The 22,795-nt window shown below is 69.8% G+C and carries 19 protein-coding genes and 1 other RNA gene; 6 read left to right on the forward strand and 14 right to left on the reverse strand.

The annotated features are described in order from the left end of the window. Window positions 1-59: 59 nt before the first annotated feature. The 5 genes from AB0B90_RS00355 to AB0B90_RS00375 all read right to left on the reverse strand — a co-directional run bounded on the left by AB0B90_RS00355 (window position 60) and on the right by AB0B90_RS00375 (window position 6,669). Window positions 60-191 carry a hypothetical protein gene (locus tag AB0B90_RS00355; protein WP_350946543.1) on the reverse strand — a complete coding sequence of 44 codons (132 nt, stop codon included), beginning with the start codon at window positions 189-191 and terminating at the stop codon, window positions 60-62. Window positions 192-330: 139 nt separating this feature from the next. Beyond that, the gene (locus tag AB0B90_RS00360) at window positions 331-2,067 is read right to left on the reverse strand and encodes a hypothetical protein (protein WP_350946542.1); all 1,737 of its coding nucleotides are present in this window, start codon (window positions 2,065-2,067) and stop codon (window positions 331-333) included. Continuing rightward, a complete protein-coding gene (locus AB0B90_RS00365; protein WP_350946541.1) occupies window positions 2,067-2,837 on the reverse strand; it encodes an FkbM family methyltransferase in 771 nt (256 codons plus the stop codon). The genes AB0B90_RS00360 and AB0B90_RS00365 overlap by 1 nt, the downstream gene beginning before the upstream one ends. A 191-nt stretch (window positions 2,838-3,028) precedes the next feature. Then, window positions 3,029-5,254: an acyl-CoA dehydrogenase gene (locus AB0B90_RS00370; protein ID WP_350946540.1), complete on the reverse strand. Its 2,226-nt coding sequence runs from the start codon at window positions 5,252-5,254 to the stop codon at window positions 3,029-3,031. 224 nt (window positions 5,255-5,478) lie between these two features. Continuing rightward, window positions 5,479-6,669, reverse strand: coding sequence for a hypothetical protein (locus tag AB0B90_RS00375; protein ID WP_362920036.1), 1,191 nt, complete (start codon window positions 6,667-6,669; stop codon window positions 5,479-5,481). 358 nt (window positions 6,670-7,027) lie between these two features. Here AB0B90_RS00375 and AB0B90_RS00380 point away from each other — a divergent pair, with 358 nt between their 5' ends. Beyond that, window positions 7,028-8,140, forward strand: coding sequence for a trypsin-like peptidase domain-containing protein (locus AB0B90_RS00380; RefSeq protein WP_362920038.1), 1,113 nt, complete (start codon window positions 7,028-7,030; stop codon window positions 8,138-8,140). 228 nt (window positions 8,141-8,368) lie between these two features. Here AB0B90_RS00380 and AB0B90_RS00385 read toward each other — a convergent pair whose 3' ends face one another. After that, window positions 8,369-9,439 carry a polysaccharide deacetylase family protein gene (locus AB0B90_RS00385; RefSeq protein ID WP_350946537.1) on the reverse strand — a complete coding sequence of 357 codons (1,071 nt, stop codon included), beginning with the start codon at window positions 9,437-9,439 and terminating at the stop codon, window positions 8,369-8,371. Window positions 9,440-9,820: 381 nt separating this feature from the next. On the opposite strand from AB0B90_RS00385, the gene AB0B90_RS00390 reads away from it, so the two are divergent. Both AB0B90_RS00390 and glpK read left to right on the forward strand, forming a co-directional pair. Further along, the gene (locus AB0B90_RS00390) at window positions 9,821-10,651 is read left to right on the forward strand and encodes an MIP/aquaporin family protein (RefSeq protein WP_350946536.1); all 831 of its coding nucleotides are present in this window, start codon (window positions 9,821-9,823) and stop codon (window positions 10,649-10,651) included. An 87-nt stretch (window positions 10,652-10,738) separates the two neighbouring features. Next, window positions 10,739-12,256: a glycerol kinase GlpK gene (gene glpK, locus AB0B90_RS00395; RefSeq protein WP_350946535.1), complete on the forward strand. Its 1,518-nt coding sequence runs from the start codon at window positions 10,739-10,741 to the stop codon at window positions 12,254-12,256. 158 nt (window positions 12,257-12,414) lie between these two features. Here glpK and AB0B90_RS00400 read toward each other — a convergent pair whose 3' ends face one another. Together AB0B90_RS00400 and AB0B90_RS00405 are read right to left on the reverse strand one after the other, a co-directional pair. Continuing rightward, complete coding sequence (locus tag AB0B90_RS00400; RefSeq protein WP_350946534.1) at window positions 12,415-12,783, reverse strand: roadblock/LC7 domain-containing protein; 369 nt, start codon at window positions 12,781-12,783, stop codon at window positions 12,415-12,417. Window positions 12,784-13,066: 283 nt separating this feature from the next. Continuing rightward, entirely contained in the window at window positions 13,067-13,978 is a 912-nt protein-coding gene (locus tag AB0B90_RS00405; RefSeq protein ID WP_350946533.1) for a DUF4388 domain-containing protein, read from the reverse strand. Between the two features lie 478 nt (window positions 13,979-14,456). On the opposite strand from AB0B90_RS00405, the gene AB0B90_RS00410 reads away from it, so the two are divergent. Next, window positions 14,457-14,825, forward strand: coding sequence for a hypothetical protein (locus AB0B90_RS00410; RefSeq protein WP_350946620.1), 369 nt, complete (start codon window positions 14,457-14,459; stop codon window positions 14,823-14,825). 172 nt (window positions 14,826-14,997) lie between these two features. Here the strand turns inward: AB0B90_RS00410 and ssrA are convergent. The 5 genes from ssrA to ftsE form a co-directional block, all read right to left on the reverse strand. Further along, window positions 14,998-15,382, reverse strand: a transfer-messenger RNA (tmRNA) gene (gene ssrA / locus AB0B90_RS00415). Between the two features lie 329 nt (window positions 15,383-15,711). Next, a complete protein-coding gene (locus AB0B90_RS00420) occupies window positions 15,712-17,601 on the reverse strand; it encodes a penicillin-binding transpeptidase domain-containing protein (RefSeq protein WP_350946532.1) in 1,890 nt (629 codons plus the stop codon). Window positions 17,602-17,603: 2 nt separating this feature from the next. Further along, window positions 17,604-18,071 (reverse strand): SsrA-binding protein SmpB, encoded by a 468-nt coding sequence (smpB, locus tag AB0B90_RS00425; RefSeq protein ID WP_344922291.1) that lies wholly within the window; start codon window positions 18,069-18,071, stop codon window positions 17,604-17,606. A gap of 112 nt (window positions 18,072-18,183) precedes the next feature. Next, window positions 18,184-19,092 carry a permease-like cell division protein FtsX gene (gene ftsX / locus AB0B90_RS00430; protein WP_350946531.1) on the reverse strand — a complete coding sequence of 303 codons (909 nt, stop codon included), beginning with the start codon at window positions 19,090-19,092 and terminating at the stop codon, window positions 18,184-18,186. A gap of 31 nt (window positions 19,093-19,123) precedes the next feature. Next, window positions 19,124-19,813, reverse strand: coding sequence for a cell division ATP-binding protein FtsE (ftsE, locus tag AB0B90_RS00435; RefSeq protein ID WP_012888192.1), 690 nt, complete (start codon window positions 19,811-19,813; stop codon window positions 19,124-19,126). 235 nt (window positions 19,814-20,048) lie between these two features. Here ftsE and AB0B90_RS00440 point away from each other — a divergent pair, with 235 nt between their 5' ends. Then, a complete protein-coding gene (locus AB0B90_RS00440; RefSeq protein WP_350946530.1) occupies window positions 20,049-20,240 on the forward strand; it encodes a hypothetical protein in 192 nt (63 codons plus the stop codon). A gap of 265 nt (window positions 20,241-20,505) precedes the next feature. Here AB0B90_RS00440 and prfB read toward each other — a convergent pair whose 3' ends face one another. Beyond that, window positions 20,506-21,624, reverse strand: coding sequence for a peptide chain release factor 2 (gene prfB, locus AB0B90_RS00445; RefSeq protein WP_350946529.1), 1,119 nt, complete (start codon window positions 21,622-21,624; stop codon window positions 20,506-20,508). Window positions 21,625-21,689: 65 nt separating this feature from the next. On the opposite strand from prfB, the gene AB0B90_RS00450 reads away from it, so the two are divergent. Continuing rightward, window positions 21,690-22,772 (forward strand): hypothetical protein, encoded by a 1,083-nt coding sequence (locus AB0B90_RS00450; RefSeq protein ID WP_350946528.1) that lies wholly within the window; start codon window positions 21,690-21,692, stop codon window positions 22,770-22,772. The last annotated feature ends 23 nt before the right edge of the window (window positions 22,773-22,795 follow it).

A 22,795-nucleotide genomic window follows, 5' to 3' on the forward strand; every position in this document is an offset into this window, starting at 1 on the left:
CCGCCCCCGAGGGCCGGATGCTCAGGTGAGCGCCAGGACCGATCCGCGGCCTTCGCGCGTCACCTGTTGCCGTAGTTGTAGAGCGGCCTGTTGGGCGGCTCGGGGGTCGGTGCCGCGACGTTCACGACGGCCACCGAGGCTCCGACCGCCAGCACTGCCCCTACCGCCAGAGCGGCAATCACTCGCAACACCCGAGTTCTCCCTCCAACGCGCGGTCGTGCGGTCTGCCTGACAGTAGAACCTGATACAGGTACTCAGCTAGTCAATCGCCGAAAGTGTGTGGAAAATGCTACCAGCTGGTAAATCTCGGTGTATTCGCGTCCCAGAGGATCAGAGGCGGTACAGCACGAGCTCCTGACCAGCGAATATCAGCCGCGCGCCGGGCAGTCTGGAACGAAACAAGTTCTCGCTCGACCTCTGGACCAGCACGTGGCTGATCCCCTCAGCGGCCAGCGGCCCGGTCAGCGGGCCGGACCCCGCGAGGATCGCGCCGACCCTGCGCGCCCTCGGATCCTCGCCCGCGAGGACGAGCGTACGACCGTCTCCCAGCCCGACCGGCAGGCCGTCGTTCCAGACGACCTCGCGCCGGAAGGACTTGACGGCCGGGTCGAGCACCACCCGGCCCCCGTTCCAGCCGAACACCCGGTAGGCCCCCCACGGCAGCGTCAGCAGCGCCCCCGGCACGGGATCCGCGTCCACGACGCTCCGCACCCCGGACCAGTCCGGGTGGTAGTCGACCGCGACCAGCCTGCCGAACGCCCCCAACGCGAAGGTGGGCAGCACCAGCAGGGGCAGCACGAGCATGCCGGGACGGATCACCGGGGACAGGCGCGCGGTCACCGCGGCCAGGCCGACCGCCTGCAGCAAGGCGAAGGGGGCGAGATAGAGCTGCCCGTCGCGGAGCGGTCCGAAGCCGGGCCACAGCCCGACCAGCGCCTCCACCGCCCCCGGCAGGAAGGCCCCGGCACACGCCACCGTCAGCCCCGCCACCGAGGCGACCGTCAGCCCACCCCAGTACGCGGGCCGCCCGCTGTCCCGCCCGCCCCCAGCCGTACCCCGTCCGCTCTTCGCGACCGGCCCGCCCCCGGCCACGTGGCCCGCCGACGGCCACCCCCGCGCGAGGAGGGCGTACCCGGTCACCGCCGCCACGGCCACCGCGAGCCGGACGAGGGCCGACCACCAGGTCTCCTGTCCCGGTACGGCCGCTCCGGAGTTCCACACGCCGCCGAGGGTGAGCAGGCTGCCGAGGGTGCCCAACGGCCCGTCCGCCCGTGGTGCGAAGGCCCGGACCCCGGCCGGATCGGTGACGGCGGAGCTGCCCAGCGCCGGGACCAGCCACGGCAGGCTCAGCACGGCGACGGCGAGCAGCGCTCGCGGCGCCCGGCGGCCCGCCACCGGCACGACCGCCATCGCCGAGACGAGCATCGCCTGGAAGCCCCCGATCGCCGCGGGGATCAGCGCGAGGACCGTCCTGCGCATCCCCCCTCGGGTGACCGCGCGTACCGCCCACGGCAGGCCCGCGTACCCGAGCAGCAGCGCCCACTGGCCGAGCAGCAACCGCTGGGCGAGGTAGACGTTCCAGGCGTAGAAGACCGCGGCGACCAGCCGGGCGATCCGGCGCTCCCCCGGCACCAGGGCCGCGGCGCCCGTCGCGGCGAGCACGAAGATCCCCAACAGGATCGCCTTCTGCGCGATCTGGCCGGGAAGGACCGAGGAGAGCAGGGCCACCACGAGGTCGCTCGGCACGGCACGGGGGAAACCGCCGCTCCGCGCCGGGATCGGCGGGTCGGGCACGAACACCATGTCGTAGCGGAGCACGAAACCGGAGCCGAGCGCGGGCCAGAGCGCGAGCACCCCGAGGGCGAGCCCCACCAGGGCCGGGACCAGGAACGACGCGAAGACGTGCCCCGCGGCCGGGTGCGGGACGGGGGTGCGGGGGGCGAGCGCGCGGGAGGTGAGGGCTCGGGGGGTGAGCGCGCGGAGGGCGGAGACGCGGGAGGCGAGGGCACCGAGGGCGAACACGCGGGAGGCGATGGCGCCGAGAGCGGACACGCGGGGGGCGCGCACTACGAGACGGTGGGACGGAACAGCACCATGTTCACGTACTCACCGCCGGGCCTGACGAGACGGGAGACGAAGCTCCGCTCCACCTCGCCGACCGCCGCCGCCTGGTGGGCGGCCAGGTCGAAGCCGTCCAGCGGAACCCAGGTGCCGCCGGTGAGGACGGAGCCGGTGTAGCCCCACTCCGCGAGCTGGTCGACGACCAGGCCGATGTCCTGGTGTCTGGTCTCCAACTCGACCAGCAGGACGGGCCGGTCCCGGTGGACGGTCCGCGCGGCGCCGCGCAGCGCGGCGAGTTCGTGGCCCTCCACATCGACCTTGATGAAACGGACGTCCTTCAGGTCCAGCTCGTCGATGGTGACGGTCGGGATGTCCACCGGCACCCCCTCCCCCTCGCCGTGGACGAGCGAGGCCGTGGCCTCCGCTCCCCGCCCGCCGCCGGGTATCCACAGCCGCGCCGTGCCCGAGCTGTCCGAGGCACCCGCCGCGATCACCCGGACGTCGGGAAAGGTCCGCCCGAGCATGGCGGCCAGGCGGGGGTTCGCCTCGATCGAGACGACGTCGCAGCCGAGCCTCCGAAGCCTCGCGGTCCACGGCCCGTACCAGACGCCCACGTCGACGGCGGTGCCGCCGCGTGGCACGAATTCTTCGGCACGGGCCAGTTCGGCGTCCAGCCGGGGGTAGACCCGGCGGATCAGGGCGCCGAACCAGCGCAGCGGGATCGCGCCGGCCACGGCGCTCCGGACGACCACACCTGGCCGGAACCGCATCGACATGCGCGAAGCCTAACCGAAGGGGTCAAACCCGACCTGTACTGAAATAACCGCCCTTGACCTGCGGTGCCCGCCCGCAGGATCACGGGCGGGCGAGAACGCGCCTTCCTTACGCTCACGACGGGAGGCGGGTCACTCCCCGGGCGCGGGCACTCGGGACGAACCGAGCGCGTCCCCTCACCACGGCAGACGGCTCACTTCCCCGGCTCGGGGTCGCGGGGCAGGCCGAGCATGCGTTCGGCGATGATGTTGAGCTGCACCTCCGTGGTACCGCCGTAGATCGTCATGGCCCGGGTGGAGAGGATCGCGCGGTTCCAGTAGCCCGCGTCGCCGAGCTTCATGTCGGCGGCGACGACGGCCGAGGAACCGAGCAACGAGACCGCGCACTCCGAGACGTGCTGGGCGTGCGAGGTGGACAGGAACTTGCGGACCGATGCGTCGGCGCCGGGCTCCTGGCCGGTCAGCTGCTTCAGGGTCACCCGCAGTCCGAGCGCGGCGATCGAGTGGCCCTCGCAGACCACGCGGGCCAGTTCCTGGCGCTCGGCGGGGGTCAGCTCCCTGCCGAGGCGCCCGGTCAGGCCGAGCAGGTCGGGGACGGACGAGCCGGTGCCGCCGGAACCGGAGGAGAGCGAAACCCGCTCGTTGGACAGCGTGTTCCTCGCGACCTTCCAGCCCTGCCCGACCTCGCCGACGACGAGCTCGTCGGGGACGAACACGTCGTCGAGGAAGACCTCGTTGAACAGGTTCTCCCCCGTCATCTCGGTGAGCGGCCTGACCGTGACGCCGGCCCCCTTCATGTCGACCAGGAAGTAGGTGATGCCCTCGTGCTTGGACCCCTCGGAGGAGTTGCGGGCGATGCAGATGCCCCACTCGGCGAAGTGCGCCACCGAGGTCCAGATCTTCTGACCGTTGAGCCGCCAGCCGCCCTCGACCTTCTCGGCCTTCATCTGCACGTTCGCCAGGTCGGAGCCCGCACCGGGCTCGGAGAAGAGCTGACACCAGATCATCTCGCCGCTCAGCGTGGGCGGCAGGAAGCGCTCCTGCTGCTCGGGGGTGCCGTATGTGACGATCGAGGGCACCACCCAGGCACCGATGATCATCTGGGGCAGCCTGACCTTCGCGGCCTTGAGCTCCTGGAAGATGAGGACCTGCTCCAGCGGCTTGGCGTCGCGTCCCCAGGGCCTGGCCAGGTGCGGCATGACGTATCCGGCGCTCGCCAGTGCCCGCTTCTGCTCCTGGCCCTCCAGCGCGGCGATCCCGGCGATCTCGGTCCGGATGCTCTCGCGCAGCTCGGCGGCCTCGTCGGGCAGCTCGATCTCCAGCTCCCGGCTCACGCCGTTCAGTGCCAGCTCCGCGACCTTCTCCGCCCACTCCCCCGAGGAGCCGAGCAGGGCGCGCAGGGTGAGCGCGCGCCGGTAGTACAGGTGGGCGTCGTGCTCGTAGGTGTAACCGATGCCGCCGAAGATCTGGATGGCGTCCTTGGCGCAGAGCACAGCCGCGTCGGGGGCGACCACACCGGCGATCGCGGCGGCGTACGCCCGTTCGTCGGCCGACACCTCGGTGCCGCCCGTCACCTCGGCGGCGCGGACGGCGTCCCACACGGTCGCGCGGGCCTGCTCCAGGGCGACGAGCATCCGGGACGCCTTGTGCTTGACCCCCTGGAACTGCCCGATCGGGCGGCCGAACTGCACGCGCACCTTGGCGTACTCGGCGGCGGCGGTCACGCACCACGACGCGACGCCCGCGGCCTCCGCGCCGAACAGGATCGCGGCCAGATCCAGGACCTGCGAGCCCCGCAGCCGGTCGAGGATCCGCCCCGCCGGTACGGTGACCGCGTCCAGCTCGACCTTGGCCACCCCCCGGGTGAGGTCGAGCGACCTGACCGGGGTGACGGTCGCCGCGGAGGCGTCCACCGCGACCCACTCCTCGCCTCGGTCGGTGCTCACGGGGAGCACCAGGACGTCGGCCGACGCGCCGCCCAGGACCGGCTCGGCGACGCCGCCGATCGTGAGGGTGCCGTCCTTCGCGCGGGTGCCGGTGACGGAGGCGCCCAGCGCGACCGCACCGGTCAGCGTGCCGTCGGCGAGACCGGGCAGGAGCTCGGCCTGGGCCTTGCCGTCGGAGGCGAGGATCACGGCGCCGGCCAGCACCGTGGGGACGTACGGGCCTGGGGCGACGCGCTCGCCGAGGGCCTCGACGGCGACGACGGTCTCCAGCAGGCCGTAACCGCTGCCGCCGTGCTCCTCGGGGATGTGCAGGCCGAGCAGGCCCTGGTCGGCCAGTCCTGCCCAGAAACCGGGGCGTTCCCCACCCTCCGCCGCGACGGCGGCGCGCACGGTCCCGGACGGGATGTTGCGCTCCGCCCACCTGGTCACCGACTCCCGGAGCGCCTCGTGCTCCTCACTCAATCCGATCGCCATGACAGCCTCCAGACAGGATTCAATGCCAGAACCATATTCTAGAAGGTACTTCCATCACAACGCGCGAGATCACCTTCCGGGCACGCGATCTCGCGCCGTGGACAACCGGAGAGAATCCCGCACGCCGAGGCTCCCGGCCCCCGGCCCGCCGCGTGGAGGACACCCGTTCCGTGCCCGCCCGTCGGCCTCCCCCGTGAGCCGGAGCCGGACGGACGCGGAAGAGGTCAGAGGGCGCGGACGCTCGCCATCAGCGGAGCGATGTCGGCCCAGAGCCGCTTGCGCCCGTCGGGCACGGTCACGAAGAGCATCGAGGGCTTGCGACGGCCCACGTCGATCACGGCGAGCGCCGACTGCGAGGTGCGCTTCCTGCCGTTGACCTCATAGGTGACCTTGTAGGCGAGCAGCCATCCCTTGCCTCCGGCGGGCCGCTGCGAGGCGGTCCAGACGACCTTGCTCCCCGCGGGGTGGTGGCCGCGGATCGTCCACCTCACCGCGTTCAGCGCCGCCCTGCGGTAGTCGGCGTCGCTCTTGAGCGCCTTGGCCGGGGTGGCGCCGGGCAGTGGCCCCGAGGCGATGACCGTGCGCGGCAGACGGGTCGCGCCGACCTGCTGGCCGACCGAGAACGACGGCACGGCCTTGCTCTCCCACGGCGTTCCCAGGCTGGCGTAGGTGAGCGCGGACCTCGTGTCGGTCACCGCGCCCAGCACCGTACTCGGCGTGCCCGGCAGGACCTGCAGGGCGGTCGCGCCCGGCAGGGCCGGCAGTGTGATCGGCGAGACGGTGGGCGAGGGCTTCGCGGCGGGCATCACGGCCCTGCCGACCCCCGCCGGGTCCTTGGGCTGGTCACCGGAGAACAGGACGAAGATCAGGGCCACGATGACACCGGTGAGGACGGCGGCACCCAGGCTGTAGGCCAACCGGATCGGGATGTCGCCGATCCGCATCAGCAGGCCGCCGGACCTCTTCGTCCCACCCCGCGCCTGCGGCCCGCTCTGCGCCTCCGGCCGGTCCTGCCCGCCGGACTCCGCGAACACGCCGGGCCGCCGCGCCGCGCCGGGCCATCCGGCCGCCGTGCCCTGCCCGTCGCTCTGTCCACCGTCCTGCCCACTGCCGAGCCGGTCGCCCTGCCCCGCCGCGCTTCGCCCTCCGGCCGCGCCCGCCGGTGCCCCTCCACCCGTCCGGCCGGGCATACCGGTCCGATCAGGGCGCCAGAGCCCCGCGGAGCCGCCTACCTGCCTGACCGGGATCGTGCCGAGACCGCCTGACTCGCGCACCTGGCCGGCGTCCTCCTCAGGCTCGTCCCGCCCGTCGCCCGACGCCGTACCCGGCGAGGACGGCGAGCGAGGGAACGATCCAGGAGGCCCGGAGACCAGAACGGTCTCCTCGCCGTCGCCGATGGGAAACCGCCGGGGCACCCGAGGACTGATGATCGAGCCGTCTTCGGCGGGTATGGCGGGTATGGGAGCCGTGGGCGCCTCGTATGAGGGGATGTATCTCTCATGAGAGCGCCCGGAGGAATTGCCGCCGACGTCCGCCATACGCGCCAGGTTATGTCACCTCGGAAAGATTCGACGCATCGTCGTTTATTACGCTTCGGCTACGGGAGGCACATCCGCCCAGGTGACCGCCTTTTCCGCCGCATGAACAGAATGTCACTCCGCTGGTCCCGGCATGGGGTGCGCGAGAGGTCGGCGCGCTCACGATCGGGCGGGCTCCGCCGCGACAACCCTCACAAGGCGTATCTTCCTCCCTGAGCTGGGCAAATACCCTTGTATGGGGGTATCAAAGACAGGCGTCGCGCTACTGGCCGCCGCCGTGACACTCGCGGGCTGCGGTCAGGGCCCGGAACTGCGAACATCCGGGATGGTCGGCTCACCCGTCGCCCCCACACCCGGCGCGCCGGCGAGCACCTCCGCCGAAGCGTCCCCGCCGGACTCCCCCGCGCCCGCGTACGTCCCGGACGCCCTGGAGACCGCGTACGAGCGGACGATCGCCAAGGTGCTGCCGTCCATCGTGCAGATCACCACCGACAACGGCCTCGGCTCGGGGATCGTCTACGACGACGCCGGGCACATCATCACCAACGCCCACGTGGTCGGGAGCTCCAAGCGTTTCGAGGTCACGCTCGCCAGCGGCGGCGCCCCGCGTACGGCGAGGCTGATCGACTCCTTCGAGCTGGGCGACCTGGCCGTGATCAAGGTGGAGGACCCGACCGGGCTGAGGCCCGCCGTCTTCGGCGACTCCGCCAGGCTGCGCGTCGGTGAGATCGTGATGGCGATGGGCAACCCGCTGGGCCTGTCGGGCAGCGTCACCGACGGGATCGTCTCGGCGCTGGGCCGCACGATCACCGAACCCGGGGGCGAGGGCTCGCCGGGCGCGACGATCACCGGGGCCATCCAGACATCCGCCCCCATCAATCCGGGCAACAGCGGCGGCGCCCTGGTCAACCTCAGGGGCGAGGTCGTCGGCGTGCCGACCCTGACCGCCGTCAATCCCGAACTCGGCAACGCCCAGGCCCCCGGCATCGGCTTCGCGATCCCGGCCAACACCGCCAAGGACGTCGCCACGCAGATCATCAGGGACGGCAAGGTCACCAACACCCGCAGGGCCGCGCTCGGCGTCGTCGTACAGACCGTGATCGACATGAACGGGGAGCCCGCGGGCGTCAGCGTCGTACGGGTACAGAGGAACAGCGGCGCGGAGAGGGCGGGACTCAAGGCCGGAGATCTGATCGTCTCGGTCAACGGCACCCCCACCCCGTCGACCCAGGAGCTGGCGACGGTCCTCGCGCAGCTCAAGCCCGGCGACGACGCGAAGGTGGAGACCCTGCGCCCCAACGGCTCGACGACCACCGTGACGGTTCCCCTCGAGGAACTCCCCGGCTGATCCCGGTGCCCCGCGGGAAACCTCGGGACACGCTCGGGTCCTGCTCGGCCACCTCGGGACACATCGAAGAGACATCGACCGTCCGGCCGAGGATCGGTAGGCCAGGACCGATCCTCGGCAGGTTCAGATCAGTTCGGGATGATTAAGGTCAATCCGGGCTGACCCAAACCGTTTCCGGTCAGGCCGGGCCGGGTCAGGCCGGGTCAGGCCGGGCCGGGCCGGGCCGGGTCAGTAGGGCAGGACGCGGTCGGTGAAGGACTTGGCCACGAAGGGGGCCTTGAACTTGGGGAAGGCGACCGTCTTCACGTCGCCGTCGGAGGTGTAGCGTTCGTCGGCGTTCGCCTTCAGCCAGTCGAGCCAGGCCACGGAGCAGAACTTCGCGCAGTCGCCCTTCTTGTCCATCGAGCGGATGCGCGGGATGCCGAGCGGGTCGAACTTCTTGTTGAACGGTGACATCGCCGGGGTGTAACCGGCCAGGAAGACGCCGCCGTAGTCGTAGGAGACGTCGCCCGAGGAGCCCTTGCGTCCCCACTCCTTGCCGTCGGGCTGGTTGCCGTACGGCAGGGCGAGCGTGACCGGCGGAACCTTGATCAGGTCGGTGATGAGCCGGTGGCCCGCCGCCACCTCCGTGTTCACCTCCTTCTTCGGCTTGCCCCTCAGGTTGAGATGGTCGCGGGTGTGGTTGCCGATGTCGAAGCCCTTCTCGGCGAGCCAGAGGAGCATCTGCGCCCCCTCCTCGGGCGTCGCCTTGCCGAACATGTCGCGCGTCACATAGAACGTTCCGACCCCTCGGAAGCCCGGGTGTGCCTTGGCGACCTCCTGGAGGATCGCGACGGCGGTGTTCGGCTTGGGCAGGCCCATCCCGTCCAGATCGAACTGCGAGGGCGAGGAGTCGTCGAAGGTGAGGACGACGGGGTGCTTGCCCGCCGGGATGTCGATGCGCCCGGTGACGAACTCGGCCGCGGTGATCGCGACGTAGTCCTCCTTGGCGAGCCGCTCCAACTCGGTACGGAACTGCTTGGGGGTGCGGTCGTCCTGGGTGGAGGGTTTGTCGACGATCCGGTGATACATGAGGACGGGCACCTGCCCGAGCTCGTTGGCCTTGACCTTGGCGGCGGCCTCCGTCTTGGCCTTGAGGAGGTTGGCCTGCGAGGCCGCGGCGGCCGACGCCTTCGCCGCAGCCGCCACCCTGGCCTTCTGTTCGTCATTCTCATCCGGCCCCGTCGATCCGCATCCGGCCAGCACGGCTCCCGTCGCGACGACGGCCACACCGGCCCTGCACATTCTGAGACGGCCCATCGAATTCCTCCAAGCGCACTGAAGATACGCTTCTCATCCCCCTCTGACCTGCGAGTTGACCTCCGCACCCGGCAAAGGTTCCCGCCCGAGCGGCTCTTGGCTGCGCCGGGAGGGCGCTGGAGACACCGGACGGCACCGGGCGGCACCGGGCGGCACCGGGCGGCCCGGAGAAGAGGACGTCCTCACGCGGAATCCCGGAAGGTGACGGGATTCTTACTCGACGGTTACATCACAAGTAGGGACATAAGGGCATGTTTCGGTGGCGTTGCCAATTACTTAGATTGTTGACCAAAAATCAACAATCTCGTCACGAAATCGTTGACCGCCCTGGAATTCGTGCCTACCGTCCGAGCATCCGGAGCGGCGCCGTGAGGGGGAAATATGGCAGAACGCCTGAAAAACCGGGGTCTTCTTGGCGAGATGGCAGCCGAGTTCGTGGGCACCATGATCCTTATCCTGTTCGGGGTGGGGGTGGTGGCCCAGGTCGCGGCGGCCGAGATCGGCGACCACGACAGCATCGCGTGGGCATGGGGACTCGGGGTGACCCTGGGCGTCTACGTCGCGGCACGCACCAGCGGAGCCCACCTCAACCCGGCCGTCACCGTCGCCCTCGCCGCCTTCAAGGGCTTCTCCTGGCGCAAGGTCCTGCCCTACGCCCTGGCACAGACCGCGGGCGCGTTCGTGGCGGCGCTCATCGTCCGCTTCAACTACAGCGAGGTGCTGCAGAAGGCCGACCCCGGGCTCACGATCAAGACCCAGGGCGTCTTCTCGACCCTGCCGGGCAACGGGACCCTGCCCATCGGCACCTGGGGCGCCTTCCGCGACCAGGTGATCGGCACCGCGATCCTGCTCCTGCTCATCCTCGCCGTCTCCGACGCGCGCAACTCGGCGCCGATGGCCAACCTCGCCCCCTTCGTGATCGGCCTGATCGTCGTGGCCATCGGCATGGCCTGGGGCACCAACGCGGGGTACGCCATCAACCCCGCCCGCGACTTCGGGCCCCGGCTTGCCTCGTACCTCACCGGGTATGAGACCGCCTGGCAGGATCAGTACGGCCAACTGTACTTCTGGGTGCCGATCGTGGCGCCGGTGATCGGAGGGCTGATCGGGGCGTTCCTGTACCAGGTCCTGATCTCCAGGTTCCTTCCTTCCGAGGAGGCCGAGCCCGAGGTGGGACGGATGCCGTCCGACGAGAAAGCCGACACCGCCTGAACAGGAGCGGGACGACGACCACGGCCGAGAACCGTTACGGGGAGAGCGGCAGATCTCCCGGAGAGTCTCACAGAGGAGGCACCATCCATGCCTGACTTCGTCGGAGCCATCGACCAGGGAACGACGAGCACCCGCTTCATGATCTTCGATCACGGCGGTAACGAGATAGGTCGCCACCAGCTCGAACACGAGCAGATCCTGCCGCGGGCCGGGTGGGTCGAGCACAACCCCACGGAGATCTGGGAGCGCACGAGGGCGGTGATCGAGACCGCGATGAACAGGGCGGGACTCTCCGCCTCCGACCTCGCCGCGCTCGGCGTCACCAACCAGCGCGAGACCGCGGTGGTCTGGAACCGCAGAACCGGGCGCCCGTACCACAACGCGATCGTCTGGCAGGACACCCGTACCGACCGGATCGCCTCGGCCCTGGACCGCGACGGCAGGGGCGACGTCATCCGTCACAAGGCGGGCCTGCCCCCGGCGACGTACTTCTCCGGCGGCAAGATCCAGTGGATCCTGGAGAACGTCCAGGGGGTGCGCGAGGCGGCCGAGGCCGGGGACGCGATCTTCGGCAACACCGACTCGTGGCTGCTGTGGAACCTGACCGGCGGCCCCGACGGCGGCGTGCACGTCACCGACCCGACGAACGCCAGCCGCACGATGCTGATGGACCTGGAGACCCTCGACTGGGACGACGAGCTGCTGTCCTTCTTCGGCATCCCCCGCCGGATGCTGCCGGCCATCGCCCCCTCCTCCCACCCCGGCCTGTACGGCACCACCCTGGCGAGAGGCCCGCTGGGAGGCGAGGTCCCGCTCTCCGGCGACCTCGGCGACCAGCAGGCCGCCACCGTCGGACAGGTCTGCTTCGGCGTCGGCGAGGCCAAGAACACCTACGGGACCGGCAACTTCCTGCTGCTCAACACCGGCACCGAGCTGGTGCGGTCCCAGAACGGCCTGCTCACCACCGTCTGCTACCGCTTCGGCGAGGAGCCTCCGGTGTACGCCCTTGAGGGCTCCATCGCGGTGACCGGCTCCGCGGTGCAGTGGCTGCGCGACCAGCTCGGCATCATCTCGGGGGCGTCGCAGAGCGAGGCGCTCGCCCGGCAGGTCGAGGACAACGGCGGCGTCTACTTCGTCCCCGCCTTCTCCGGCCTCTTCGCCCCGTACTGGCGATCCGACGCCCGGGGCGCCATCGTTGGCCTGTCGCGCTTCAACAACAACGCCCACCTCGCGCGGGCCACCCTGGAGTCCATCTGCTACCAGAGCCGCGACGTGGTCGAGGCGATGCGACAGGACTCAGGGGTCGCCCTCGACGTCCTGCGCGTCGACGGCGGCGTCACCGCCAACGACCTGTGCATGCAGATCCAGGCCGACATCCTCGGCGTGCCCGTCTCCCGGCCCGTCGTGGCGGAGACGACCGCCCTGGGGGCCGCGTACGCGGCGGGGCTCGCCGTCGGCTTCTGGAAGTCGACCGACGAGCTCAAGCAGAACTGGCAGGAGGGCCGCCGCTGGGAGCCCCAGTGGTCGGACGAGCAGCGGGCCGACGGCTACGCCCACTGGAAGAAGGCGGTCGAGCGCACCCTCGACTGGGTCGACGTGTCCTGAACGACCGGATCCCGGTCGCGGGTACGACTCCGCTCACCGACGAGAGCCCGGTCACGGGTACGGCCCGGTTCCCGGACGAGAGCCGGTCGCGGGTACGGCTCCGGCGGTGAGCGGGATCTCGGTCGCGGGTGGAGTGCCGGTCGCGGGTGGAGTGCCGGTCAGGTGGCGACGAGGAGCGCGCCCAGCCGCTCGACCGTGGGCCGGGACTCCACGTGCAACCGGGAGACGTCCAATCCCTCGTCGGCGAGCACGACGAGCAGCGCCTCCTGACGCACGGCGTAGACGACGATGTACCCGCTGCGGCAGCGGGTCACCACCTCACGAAGCTCCCCCATGCCCACCTCGTAGCCCGTCCGCTTGCCCAGGCCGAGCGTGGCGGCGGCCAGCGCCGCCAGCACCTCCGGCCTCGGCCCCTCGCTGTCGGCCGCGACGAGCAGCCCGTCCACGGACGCCACGGCCGTCTCCATCACACCGGCCACCTGATCGCGCAGGATCTTCAGCTCGGCGAGCACCGCTTGCCTGGTCATCGTGTTCCTTTCAACGTGGAGCGCCCCGCCTTCAGGCGTGGGAAGAAAACGCGGCAAGACACCGCACAGGTCGTCAGCATGTGCGTGCGGTGGCGACGACCAAGCCGCCGCACGTATGACCCGCACCACCCTCGCCGCCGGGCCGGCGGAGAGGGAAAACGCCTGTGGAGCCGAGGTAAGACCTCAAAGGGGAGAGTTTTCCTCCTGGCGGGCAAACGGCGATGAAGCAGGAAACCCGACCCGTGAGGGTCGGAGTCCCCTGGCTTCGACCGTGGGAAGGAGGTCAATCGCCCTCCGGTTCCCAGGAAGGCGGAAGCGAGGGCAGGGACCGCAGCGCGAGGAGGGGCCGGGAGGGGATCGGTCCTCCCCCTGCGGCGGCCAGTATCTCGTTGACCTTGCTGGTGCCCGGATGGCGGCGCGGCAGCCCGGGAGCCGGACTCTCGTCCGGATCCTCCGCCGCGGGCTCGGGAGCGGGCGTCACCTCTCCCGCCGGGGAACCGCCGAGGTCGAGCACCCCTTCCTCGACCATCCTCGCGATCTCGCTCATCACCGCGAACAGGCCCTTGCCCAGGACGAAGGCGATGTCCCGCGGCGTCCGGCGCCCGTTCGCCCGGTCCAGGACGGCGCGGCGGATGCGGTCGGCGCCGAGCAGCGTGGGAACGGAGACGGCCGGGGGCACGGGCCTGACGCGCATGGACAGGCCCAGCCGTCGCCAGGTCTCCACGTATCCCATACGGCGCGCGGTCTCCCGTGCCAGCCGTTCGTGCCCGATCCCCGGCAGGACGGGCAGCAGCGGCCGGCGGTCGCCGGAGCCCACCGGTTCGGCGGCGCACGACTCGACGCCGTACAGGACCATGGCGAACACCGCGTCGAAGAGCGCGGCCAGGCACACCGCCTCCAGGCCCGCCTCGCCGATGACGCCGCGCTCGGCGAGTTCGGCGGCGAGCCGGTCGGCGGGGGCACCGGTCGTGTACGCGTCGGTCCAGTCCTTCTCCGACACCCTGCCCGAGCGCAGCAGCAGCGATTCGGGGCCGGGGGCCGCCGGTGTCGTGGCGGCCACCACGAGGCCGTCCCGCACCCACAGCGCTCCTCCCGGGCCTCCTTCGACGCGGAGCACGCCGGAGAACCGCTCGCGGGAGAGTTGCTGCAGGCATCTTCCGATCTCGCCCAGGATCTCCGGCTCCCCGGCGGTCACGCCGTCATCCCGTTCGGGGAAGGGGAGCGGCCGGCCGCTCCACGAGACGGCATCGGCTGGATGGCGGCCGACGACGGCACAGCGTCACCTCTGGTTCTGCTCGCTGAGGGTGAGTCGTTCACGTACGGAATGTGGGCCGGTCTTCACCACCGGATGTCTCCCTCGGCTCTTTCACGGGCGCTCGGACGGGAGACGACGCGACCTCGGCGCCCGTGCACTCCGGACGAGCCGGGAGACGCCCGGACGCGGCGCGACACCCCTGAATCCGTGGGACGGGACAGGTCATGCCCCCGGCCACGAACTCCGGATATCTCCCCTAATGAGCTGTTCATCCGCTACTAGACCATATTGCACTTCACTAACGGTAGTAGTTAAGTGTACTTTACGTATCGACAGCCACAAACTGCCCCATCTGTATGTCCGATAAGTCCCCTCCTCGGCGAGGCGCCGAGGTGCGGTCGCTCGCCCGGGAAAGAAGATCATGAACATCGAAACCGCCCTCAAGGAGACCATGACGATCGACGGCGCGGTCGGCGCGGCGCTGGTCGACTACGAAAGCGGCATGTCTCTCGGCACGATCGGTGGAGGCCGCGACCTCGATCTGGAAGTCGCCGCCGCGGGCAACACCGAGGTCGTCCGGGCCAAGGTGCGGACCATGGCCGCGCTGAACATCAACGACTCCGTCGAGGACATCCTCATCACGCTGGCCAGGCAGTATCACATCATCAGGCTGCTGTCCGACAGCGCCGGCCACACCTTCCTCTACCTGGTGCTCGACCGCGACCGCTCCAACCTCGCCCTGGCCAGGCACCACCTCAGGCGCATCGAGTCCGCGCTCACCATCTAGCCGCGAGAACCACGGGGCGGCGTCACGACCGGAAGGCGAGTTCACCCGGCGACGAAGGCTTCCGAAAAAGCGACCCCGCTGTGGCCAGGAAAAGGCGAAGGGCGGCCGAGGCGGCACTGAGCCGACTCGACCGCCCTTCGGCGATCTGTTCCGCGCGGTCGGCGCGGAACGGGGGTGGAGGTGGCGGGAATCGAACCCGCGTCCTTCAACTCCAAGACAGGGCTTCTCCGGGTGCAGCCTGCTGTGCTTTTCTCAGCCCCGGCAATCACGCAGGCAAGTCGCCGACGGGCTCAGCCACTGTAAGATTTCCCGATCTTCCCCGTGGCCGGGTCGATCGGTTGAGCCTCCTAGCGATGCCGGATCCGGGCCGGAGGCGCTCCCGGGCCGGCAGAAGTCACTCGCTGCTTAGGCGGCGAGTGCCAGGTTGCCCTGGCTGACTTCGGAGTGCGTCTTATTGGCACTTGTTGGTCGCGGTCACAGTGTTAACGAGGTTATGTCCGCAGTCCTCGACCCGCTTCACCTGGCTTGAAAAGCCAAAGTCGAAACCAGTCACCCCCTGTTGAGTTTTCAACGCGACCCCGTGGGGTCGAGCCATCCGAAGATACCTCCTACAACACGGCCGACGCGAATCGAATTCCCGCGCGGCGCCTGCGTGAACCAGCGGAGCCCCGAACGCCGAAACCCCGGGGACACCCGCGAATCGCGAGCGCCCCCGGGGTCGACCGGCAGGGTCGAGCCGGTCCTGACGGCAGGGCTTCCCCCGAGATGAAGCCCTGTCCCATCATTGCGACCGGGTCCGCAACCCCCCAAGCGGAGCCCGGTCACTTAGAAGGACGCAAACAAGACACCCCATGGTTGCTCAGGGTGAAAAAAACAGTGCGGAACGTCACAACCCCGCGTGAAGCCCCTGGAAGAACCTCCCCGCGACGGCCGCCCCGGCCGTGGCGTCCGAGCTCTGCGTCAGCACCGCGACGGCGACGTCCCCCTGCCACCCCACGAACCAGGCGAGCGGCTTGCGTTTCTGCGAGGCGACGGCGGTGATGCCGTGGACGGGGTCGCCGGGTGCCGCAGCGGCACGCGCGGAGCCCACCGTCACTCCACTGCGCATGAAGGTGCGGAGGGTCTCGACCGTCTTGTCGTCCAGCTTGACCGGGTCCGGCGCCTTGGACGGCTTGGCGTCGGGTGTGGAGTCGGCGACCTCGGGCTCGGTGACCAGGACCGGCGGGCGCCAGGTGCCCGAGGAGACGGCTCCCGCGACCAGCGCCATGGACAGCGGGCTGACCAGGACGTTCTGCCCGGCGATCGCCTTGGCCGTGGCCGCGTCGTTCCTCAGCGGTTTCATGGAACCGCTGAACGACCTCAGCGGGAGCGTCCACGGCGCCCCGATGCCGAACTTCGCGGCGTCGGCCGCCAGCTCCGCGCCGTCGATCCTGCGGGCCAGCGCGGCGAGCGCGGTCACGCAGCCGGTGGCGAAGTTGGCCTGGATACTCGGCGAGCTCCCCGCGGGCGCGCCCTCCTGGTGGAACGCGGCCCCCCCGACGGACCTGTCTGCCGGGCAGGCCATCTTCTGCTTGGGGTCGATCTTCGCCTTGAGCATGCCCCCGACGGTCATGATCGAGAAGGCGGTCCCCGCGGGGAACCTCCCCGCGAGGGCGTGCTTCTCCTGGTCGTACTGCTCGGTGCTGGACACCGCCAGGATGTCGCCGGTCGAGGCCTGGACCGCGACCAGCATGCCGGGAGCCCCGCCGCCGAGCAGCGCGCTGTCGGCCGCCTTCTGGTGGGAACGGTCGAGCGTGGTCTGCACGGACGAGGTGGAGCGGTCGGGCCGCCACTTCTTGAGCTCGGTCACCTTGAGCGTCTTGAGATCGACGATGATCACACGTGTGTCGGTCGAACCGGTCAGATGCTCCTGGTACGCCTTCTGCAGACCGGCCCTGCCGACCGTGTCCCCGGCCCGCTGCGGGCCGCCGAGCTGCTGCTCGCTCTCCGGGGTGACGGCGGTGACGGTGCCGACGATCTGGGTGGGCGAGGCGGGGGCGACCGCCTGCTCCTGCGCGGAGAGGGTGATCCCGGGGATCGCCTCCAGCTGCGCGCGCAACTGCCCGAACTTCGTACGGCCGAAGGTGACCAGGGGGACCTGGAGGTTGGGCGGCGCGGAGCGGATCCGGCTCAGCAGGCGGTCCTGGGGAAAGCCTGTGATCTTGGAGAGCTTCGCGCAGAGCTCGTCCGCCTGACCGCTCTTCAGGGTGGCCGGGACCACACTCGCCACGTGCAGGACTGCCTTCTCCTGCAGCGGGTCACCGTTGCGGTCGAGGATCGGCTGACGCCCCTCGGGGGTGACCTTCACGGCGAACCGCTCCCCCTCGCGCAGCTGGGGGTGCAGGACGCTGGGCGACCAGCGCACCTTCCACCGGCCGTCGACCAGGTGGAGCGGCAGCACGCCCTCGTACTCCCACAGGGGGTTGTTCTCCCCCAGGTCGACCTCGGCGTCGAAGTCGGCCTCGACCTCGTCCGCCGCGCGCCGCATGCTCGTGACGTCGAAACGGAACGAGGCCGCGTCGAGCTGGAGCTTGGCGTCCTCCAGCGCCCGGCTCACCACCTTCTCGTCGCCGTCCGTGCGCCTGGCCGCGGCGGCGTAGTCGCCCGTCTGCCAGCCGATCAGGAAGTCGCGCACCGCCTCGTGAGCCGAGGGCTCCTCGAAGCACGCGGACAACATGGGAGTCGTCACCGCCAGCGCGAGCGCCGCGGCGGTGGCTCGCCGGGCCTTGCCCCTCACGATCACCTGTTCCTGTGCCTGAGCGCGCGCGCCATCTCCCGCTTGGCCTGGTTCTCGGCCAGCGTCTGCCGCTTGTCCCAGTCTTTCTTTCCCTTGGCGAGGCCGATCTCTATCTTGGCCCTGCCGTCCTTGAAGTAGATGGCGAGCGGCACCAGGGTGAGCCCGCCCTCCTTGGTCTTGGAGACCAGCTTGTCGATCTCCTTGCGGTGGAGCAGGAGCTTGCGGGTTCGGCGCGCGGCGTGGTTGGTCCAGGTCCCCATGGTGTATTCGGGAATGTGGACGTTGATCAGCCAGGCCTCGCCGTCCTTGATGACGGCGTACCCGTCGAGGAGGGAGGCACGGCCGAGCCGCAGCGACTTGACCTCGGTGCCCTGGAGCACGAGGCCGGCCTCGTAGGTGTCCTCGATGTGGTAGTCGTGCCAGGCACGCTTGTTCTGAGCGATTACCTTCCGCCCGGTCTCACGTGGCATGTCTGGAGCCTACCGGTGACCGGAGTGTCGGGCCGCGCCCGCGAGCGCGGGCGAGGCCCTGAGCGACGTACGGACGCGCCACGCCCGCGGGGCGTACGAGGACACGGGAGCGTCACACCCGCAGGTAGCGGCGGAGCGTGACGAAGGACGCCAGAACACAGATGAGCACGCCGAAGATCATGGTGATACTGATCACCGAGGCGACCGTCTCCCAGGACAGCTGGCTGTTGGGAGAGAGGTAGAGCTGCACCCCGTCGAAGAGGAAGACCTTGCTGATGATCAGCAGTATCGCGGCCATCACACCGCCGATCAGACCGGCGATGACGCCCTCCATCACGAAGGGCAGCTGGATGTAGAGGTTGGAGGCCCCCACCAGCCGCATGATGCCGGTCTCACGCCTGCGGTTGTACGCCGAGAGCCGCACGGTGTTGCCGATCAGCAGCGTGGCCGCGAAGACCAGGATGATCGCCACCACCAGGGCCGCCCAGCGGAGCTTCTCCAGCAGCCCGAAGAACTTCTCCAGCAGCTCCCGCTGGTTCACCACGTTGGAGACCCCGGGGGCACCCTTGACCGCCTCGATCACCGCCGCGTAGGCGTCGGGGTCCTTGAGCTTGACCCGCAGCGACTCGGGCATGTCCTCGACCTGGATGGCGGAGAGCAGCACGGTGTTGTTGGCGTTCTGTGCCCGGAAGTTCTTGTAGGCCTGGGCCGCGTCCTCCACGTCGACCTTCTCGACCTGGGGCATGGCCTCGATGTCCCCCTTCAGCGCGGCCCGCTCCTGGGCGTTCACGCCACCGCTGCCCTTGCACTGCGGGAAGGGGTCGTCCTTCTTGCACAGGAAGACCGAGACCTCGACCTTGTCCGCCCAGAAGTCCTTCATGCTGGAGATCTGGGAGTTGATCATCAGACCGACGCCCAGCAACGCCATGCCGATCGCCACGGTCACGATGACCGCGATGGTCATCGTGAGGTTGCGGCGGAGGCCGATCCAGACCTCGGAGAAGATGAAGTTTGCCCGCATGCTCTTCCTGTCGCTCTATCCGGTCCTGGTGTCAGTACGCCTGGCCGTACACGCCTCGCGACTGGTCACGGACGATCTTGCCGTCCTCCAGTTCCACCACCCGCTTGCGCATGGAGTCGACGATGGCCGCGTCGTGCGTGGCCATGACGACCGTGGTGCCGGTCCGGTTGATCCGGTCGAGCACCTTCATGATGCCGATGCTCGTCGCGGGGTCGATGTTTCCGGTCGGCTCGTCGGCCAGCAGGATCATCGGCCGGTTGACGAACGCGCGGGCCATCGCGACCCGCTGCTGCTCGCCACCGGACAACTCGTCGGGCATCCGGTGTGCCTTGCCCTCAAGGCCGACGAGCTCGACGACCTCCGGGACCACCTTACGGATGAAACGCCGGGGCTTGCCGATGACCTCCAGGGCGAACGCGACGTTCTCGTACACGTTCTTGTTCGGGAGCAGCCGGAAGTCCTGGAAGACACATCCGATCCGGCGGCGCAGGTGTGGAATCTTGAAGTTGGACAGTCGGGCGAGGTCCTTGCCGGCCACGTGGATCGCGCCCGAGTTCGGGCGCTCCTCCTTCAGGACCAGGCGGAGAAAGGTCGACTTCCCGGACCCCGAGGGGCCGACGAGGAACACGAACTCGCCCTTGTCGACATCGACGCTGACGTGGTCCAGCGCGGGCCGGTTCTGGTTCGCGTAGACCTTGGTGACATTATCAAAATGGATCACGGGCGCATCACGGCATGCCAGTCTAGGGGTTAGGACGGTCGCAGGAGTGGCAGAGGGCCACTTCCGCCTCTCGCCGGCCGGGGGGCGCCGGTCTTTGCTCTCGATCGACGTTCCGGTTGGCCGGAGCCCAGTCTAGGGGGAAGACTGACATGGAAAGCCCATAACGGAAACAAAACGATTCGGCGCCCGGTAACGACCGCATAAAGTAGTTCTGACCTCGACGAGGGAGGACATCATGAGCTGTGAAGACCTGGTCTGCGCGGGGTGCGCCCACCCCGTGGCCGAAGGCCGCTGCCCCCGCTGCCGCGCGTATCGCGAGCGGATGCACCAGCACACCTTCGGGGGGATGACCCCCGCACTCCTGTCGCTGGCGCTGATCGCGCTCTTCTTCCTCACCCTGGCCCTGAAGCACCTCAGCGGCGCCTGACACGCCCTTTCGAGGCGGTTGTTCCCGTCTCGCACGGAAAACCCGCCTCACGGGCGCTCAGCGGCGCCCGTGAGTGAGGACTCCGACATGCCCGGGGCCGGAACACGGTCTTTCCGCCGACTCCCGGCTCACCGGGAGTTCCCGCGGGCATTCATCCTTCGGAAACGAGGGCCCCGGATGTCGGCGAGCAACCGTTCCCGCTCGTCCATTCCCCGGGACGAGGGTTCCGCCCGTGTCCGGCTCCCAGGGACGGGAGAAGGACGTCCTAGTCGTCGGCGCCCGACTCCTGGCGGCGGGTCCAGCGGATCTCGGCCTCGATGAAGCCGTCCAGGTCGCCGTCGAGCACCCCGCCCGGGTTGCCGTCCTCGGCGCCCGTCCGCAGGTCCTTCACGATCTGGTACGGGTGGAGCACGTAGTTACGGATCTGGGTGCCCCACGACGTGGTCGACTCGCCCCGGATCTCGTTCAGCGCCGCCTTCTCCTCCTGGCGCTTGCGCTCCAGCAGCTTGGCCTGCAGGACCGCCATCGCGGTCGCCTTGTTCTGCAGCTGCGAGCGCTCGTTCTGACAGGAGACCACGATGCCCGTGGGCAGGTGGGTGAGGCGGACCGCGGAGTCGGTCGTGTTGACGCCCTGGCCGCCGGGACCCGAGGAGCGGTAGACGTCGACGCGCAGGTCGTCCTCGTTGATGTCGATGTGGTCGGTCGTCTCGACGACCGGCACCACGTCGACGCCCGCGAACGAGGTCTGCCTGCGCCCCTGGTTGTCGAACGGGCTGATGCGGACCAGCCGGTGGGTGCCGTGCTCGCCGCGCAGCGTGCCGTACGCGTAGGGGGCCTTGACGGTGAAGGTCGTCGACTTGATGCCCGCCTCCTCCGCGTAGGAGGTCTCGTAGATGTCGGTCGGGTAGCCCTTGCGCTCGGCCCACCGTAGGTACATCCGCTGGAGCATCTGGGCCCAGTCGGCCGCGTCCACACCGCCCGCCTGTGACTGGATCGTGACGACCGCCTCGCGGGCGTCGTACTCCCCGGACAGGAGGGTGCGGACCTCCAGGGCGCCGATGTCGCCCCGCAGGGACTCCAGCTCGCGGTCGGCCTCCTCCCGCGTGTCGTCGTCTCCCTCGTCGGCGGCGAGTTCGTACAGGACGGAGAGGTCGTCCAGCCGCTGCTCCAGCGACTCGATCCTGTTGATCTCGCCCTGGAGATAGGAGAGCCTGCTGGTGACCTTCTGCGCGCGTTCCTGGTCGTTCCACAGGTCGGGGGCGGCGGCCTGATCCTCCAGCTCCTCGATCTGCTTGCGCATCGCGCCAAGGTCGAGCACGTCCTGGATGCTGTTCAGCGTCCCGGTAAGCTCGTTGATCTGTTCTGCCGGATCGATGAGTGCCACGTCTGTAAAGGGTACGCGACCTCCGAACCCCATCGTGTACGGCAGGCTCCCCCACCATGGCTAGCATGGCCCGCATCGGGGAGTATCGGGAGGTGTACGTGCGCGAAAACGGGCGACGGGGTGTGCTCGCACTCGCGCTGGCGTTGATCACCGCGACCGCGGCGTGTTCGGGTTCCGGCGACGGCCGGCCCGAGCGGAGCCCTTCGGCCGACGCCGTCACGCCGACCGCCCGCCCCACGGCCACCCCCTCGCCGCCCCCGGTCACGCTCGCCGAGGCGAAGAGGGCTCTCGCGGGCGTCGTGGGCGCCGACGGGGTGCTGGGAGCGGCGACGCCGCACCTGGACGCCGACCGCAGGCTCATGCTGGAGCAGACCCGCGACGGGCAGGAGGCCCTCACCATCGCGGCCTTCAGCGGCTCCGCCGAGGACATTCCCCACTACACGTGGGGCACTCCCCGGCTGCTCGTCCCGCGCAACCAGCAGGGTCCGCTCTGGTTCGCCGCGTTCGTGGACCGCGAGGAGTCCTCGGGCGAGGTGCGCACCGCCGTGCTCACCCTGATGCGGCAGGGCGGTGAGGACTGGCGGGTCAGCTCGACCTCCCTGCTCGACGAGGGCGTCCGGCCCCCGGAGGTCGTCACGGACACCGAGGGGTACGCGACGGCGCTGGGCGAGGAGGACGCGACGGTGGCGATCAGCCCGCGCCTGATGGCCCCGCTGCACGCGACCTCGGCGGAGGAGGGCGAGCGGGGGTTCGCGACGGGGCTGATCGAGGAGGGCCCGCACACCACGGGGCTCGCCGACGAGATCACCAGGAGGCGCGCGGAGGAGAAGAACAACTGCCTGGGCTACGACTCGATCTTCGCGGCGAGCGACTACCCGGTTCACGCGCTGCGCACCGCCGACGGCGGCGCTCTCGTCCTGTACTCCCTCATCAGGACGACGACGCGGTCGATCAAGGTCACCCCGTGCGGGTCGGACACCCGTATCCCGCCCGAGGCCAGGAAGCTGACGAAGGAGCGGTTCATCCTCAAGGAGCTGCGCACGGTGGAGACGCAGCTGTACGTGAGCACGGTCCCGGCCAAGGACAGCGGCCACGCGGCCAAGGTGATCGGCTATCTCGGCGGTCTCACCAAGGTCATCGTGAGCTAGGTTCCCCCTCCCGCGCGAGCCGT

This window comes from Streptosporangium sp. NPDC049078, from assembly GCF_040648855.1.
Lineage (GTDB): Bacteria > Actinomycetota > Actinomycetes > Streptosporangiales > Streptosporangiaceae > Streptosporangium.

Coding starts and splice junctions, on each gene's coding strand:
- glpK (WP_350946535.1), top strand. CDS start 10,739: ATGCCTGACTTCGTCGGAGCCATCGACCAGGGAACGACGAGCACCCGC.
- AB0B90_RS00385 (WP_350946537.1), bottom strand. CDS start 9,439: ATGGGCCGTCTCAGAATGTGCAGGGCCGGTGTGGCCGTCGTCGCGACG.
- AB0B90_RS00440 (WP_350946530.1), top strand. CDS start 20,049: ATGAGCTGTGAAGACCTGGTCTGCGCGGGGTGCGCCCACCCCGTGGCC.
- AB0B90_RS00370 (WP_350946540.1), bottom strand. CDS start 5,254: ATGGCGATCGGATTGAGTGAGGAGCACGAGGCGCTCCGGGAGTCGGTG.
- AB0B90_RS00365 (WP_350946541.1), bottom strand. CDS start 2,837: ATGTCGATGCGGTTCCGGCCAGGTGTGGTCGTCCGGAGCGCCGTGGCC.
- ftsX (WP_350946531.1), bottom strand. CDS start 19,092: ATGCGGGCAAACTTCATCTTCTCCGAGGTCTGGATCGGCCTCCGCCGC.
- AB0B90_RS00380 (WP_362920038.1), top strand. CDS start 7,028: ATGGGGGTATCAAAGACAGGCGTCGCGCTACTGGCCGCCGCCGTGACA.
- AB0B90_RS00450 (WP_350946528.1), top strand. CDS start 21,690: ATGGCCCGCATCGGGGAGTATCGGGAGGTGTACGTGCGCGAAAACGGG.
- AB0B90_RS00390 (WP_350946536.1), top strand. CDS start 9,821: ATGGCAGAACGCCTGAAAAACCGGGGTCTTCTTGGCGAGATGGCAGCC.
- smpB (WP_344922291.1), bottom strand. CDS start 18,071: ATGCCACGTGAGACCGGGCGGAAGGTAATCGCTCAGAACAAGCGTGCC.
- AB0B90_RS00400 (WP_350946534.1), bottom strand. CDS start 12,783: ATGACCAGGCAAGCGGTGCTCGCCGAGCTGAAGATCCTGCGCGATCAG.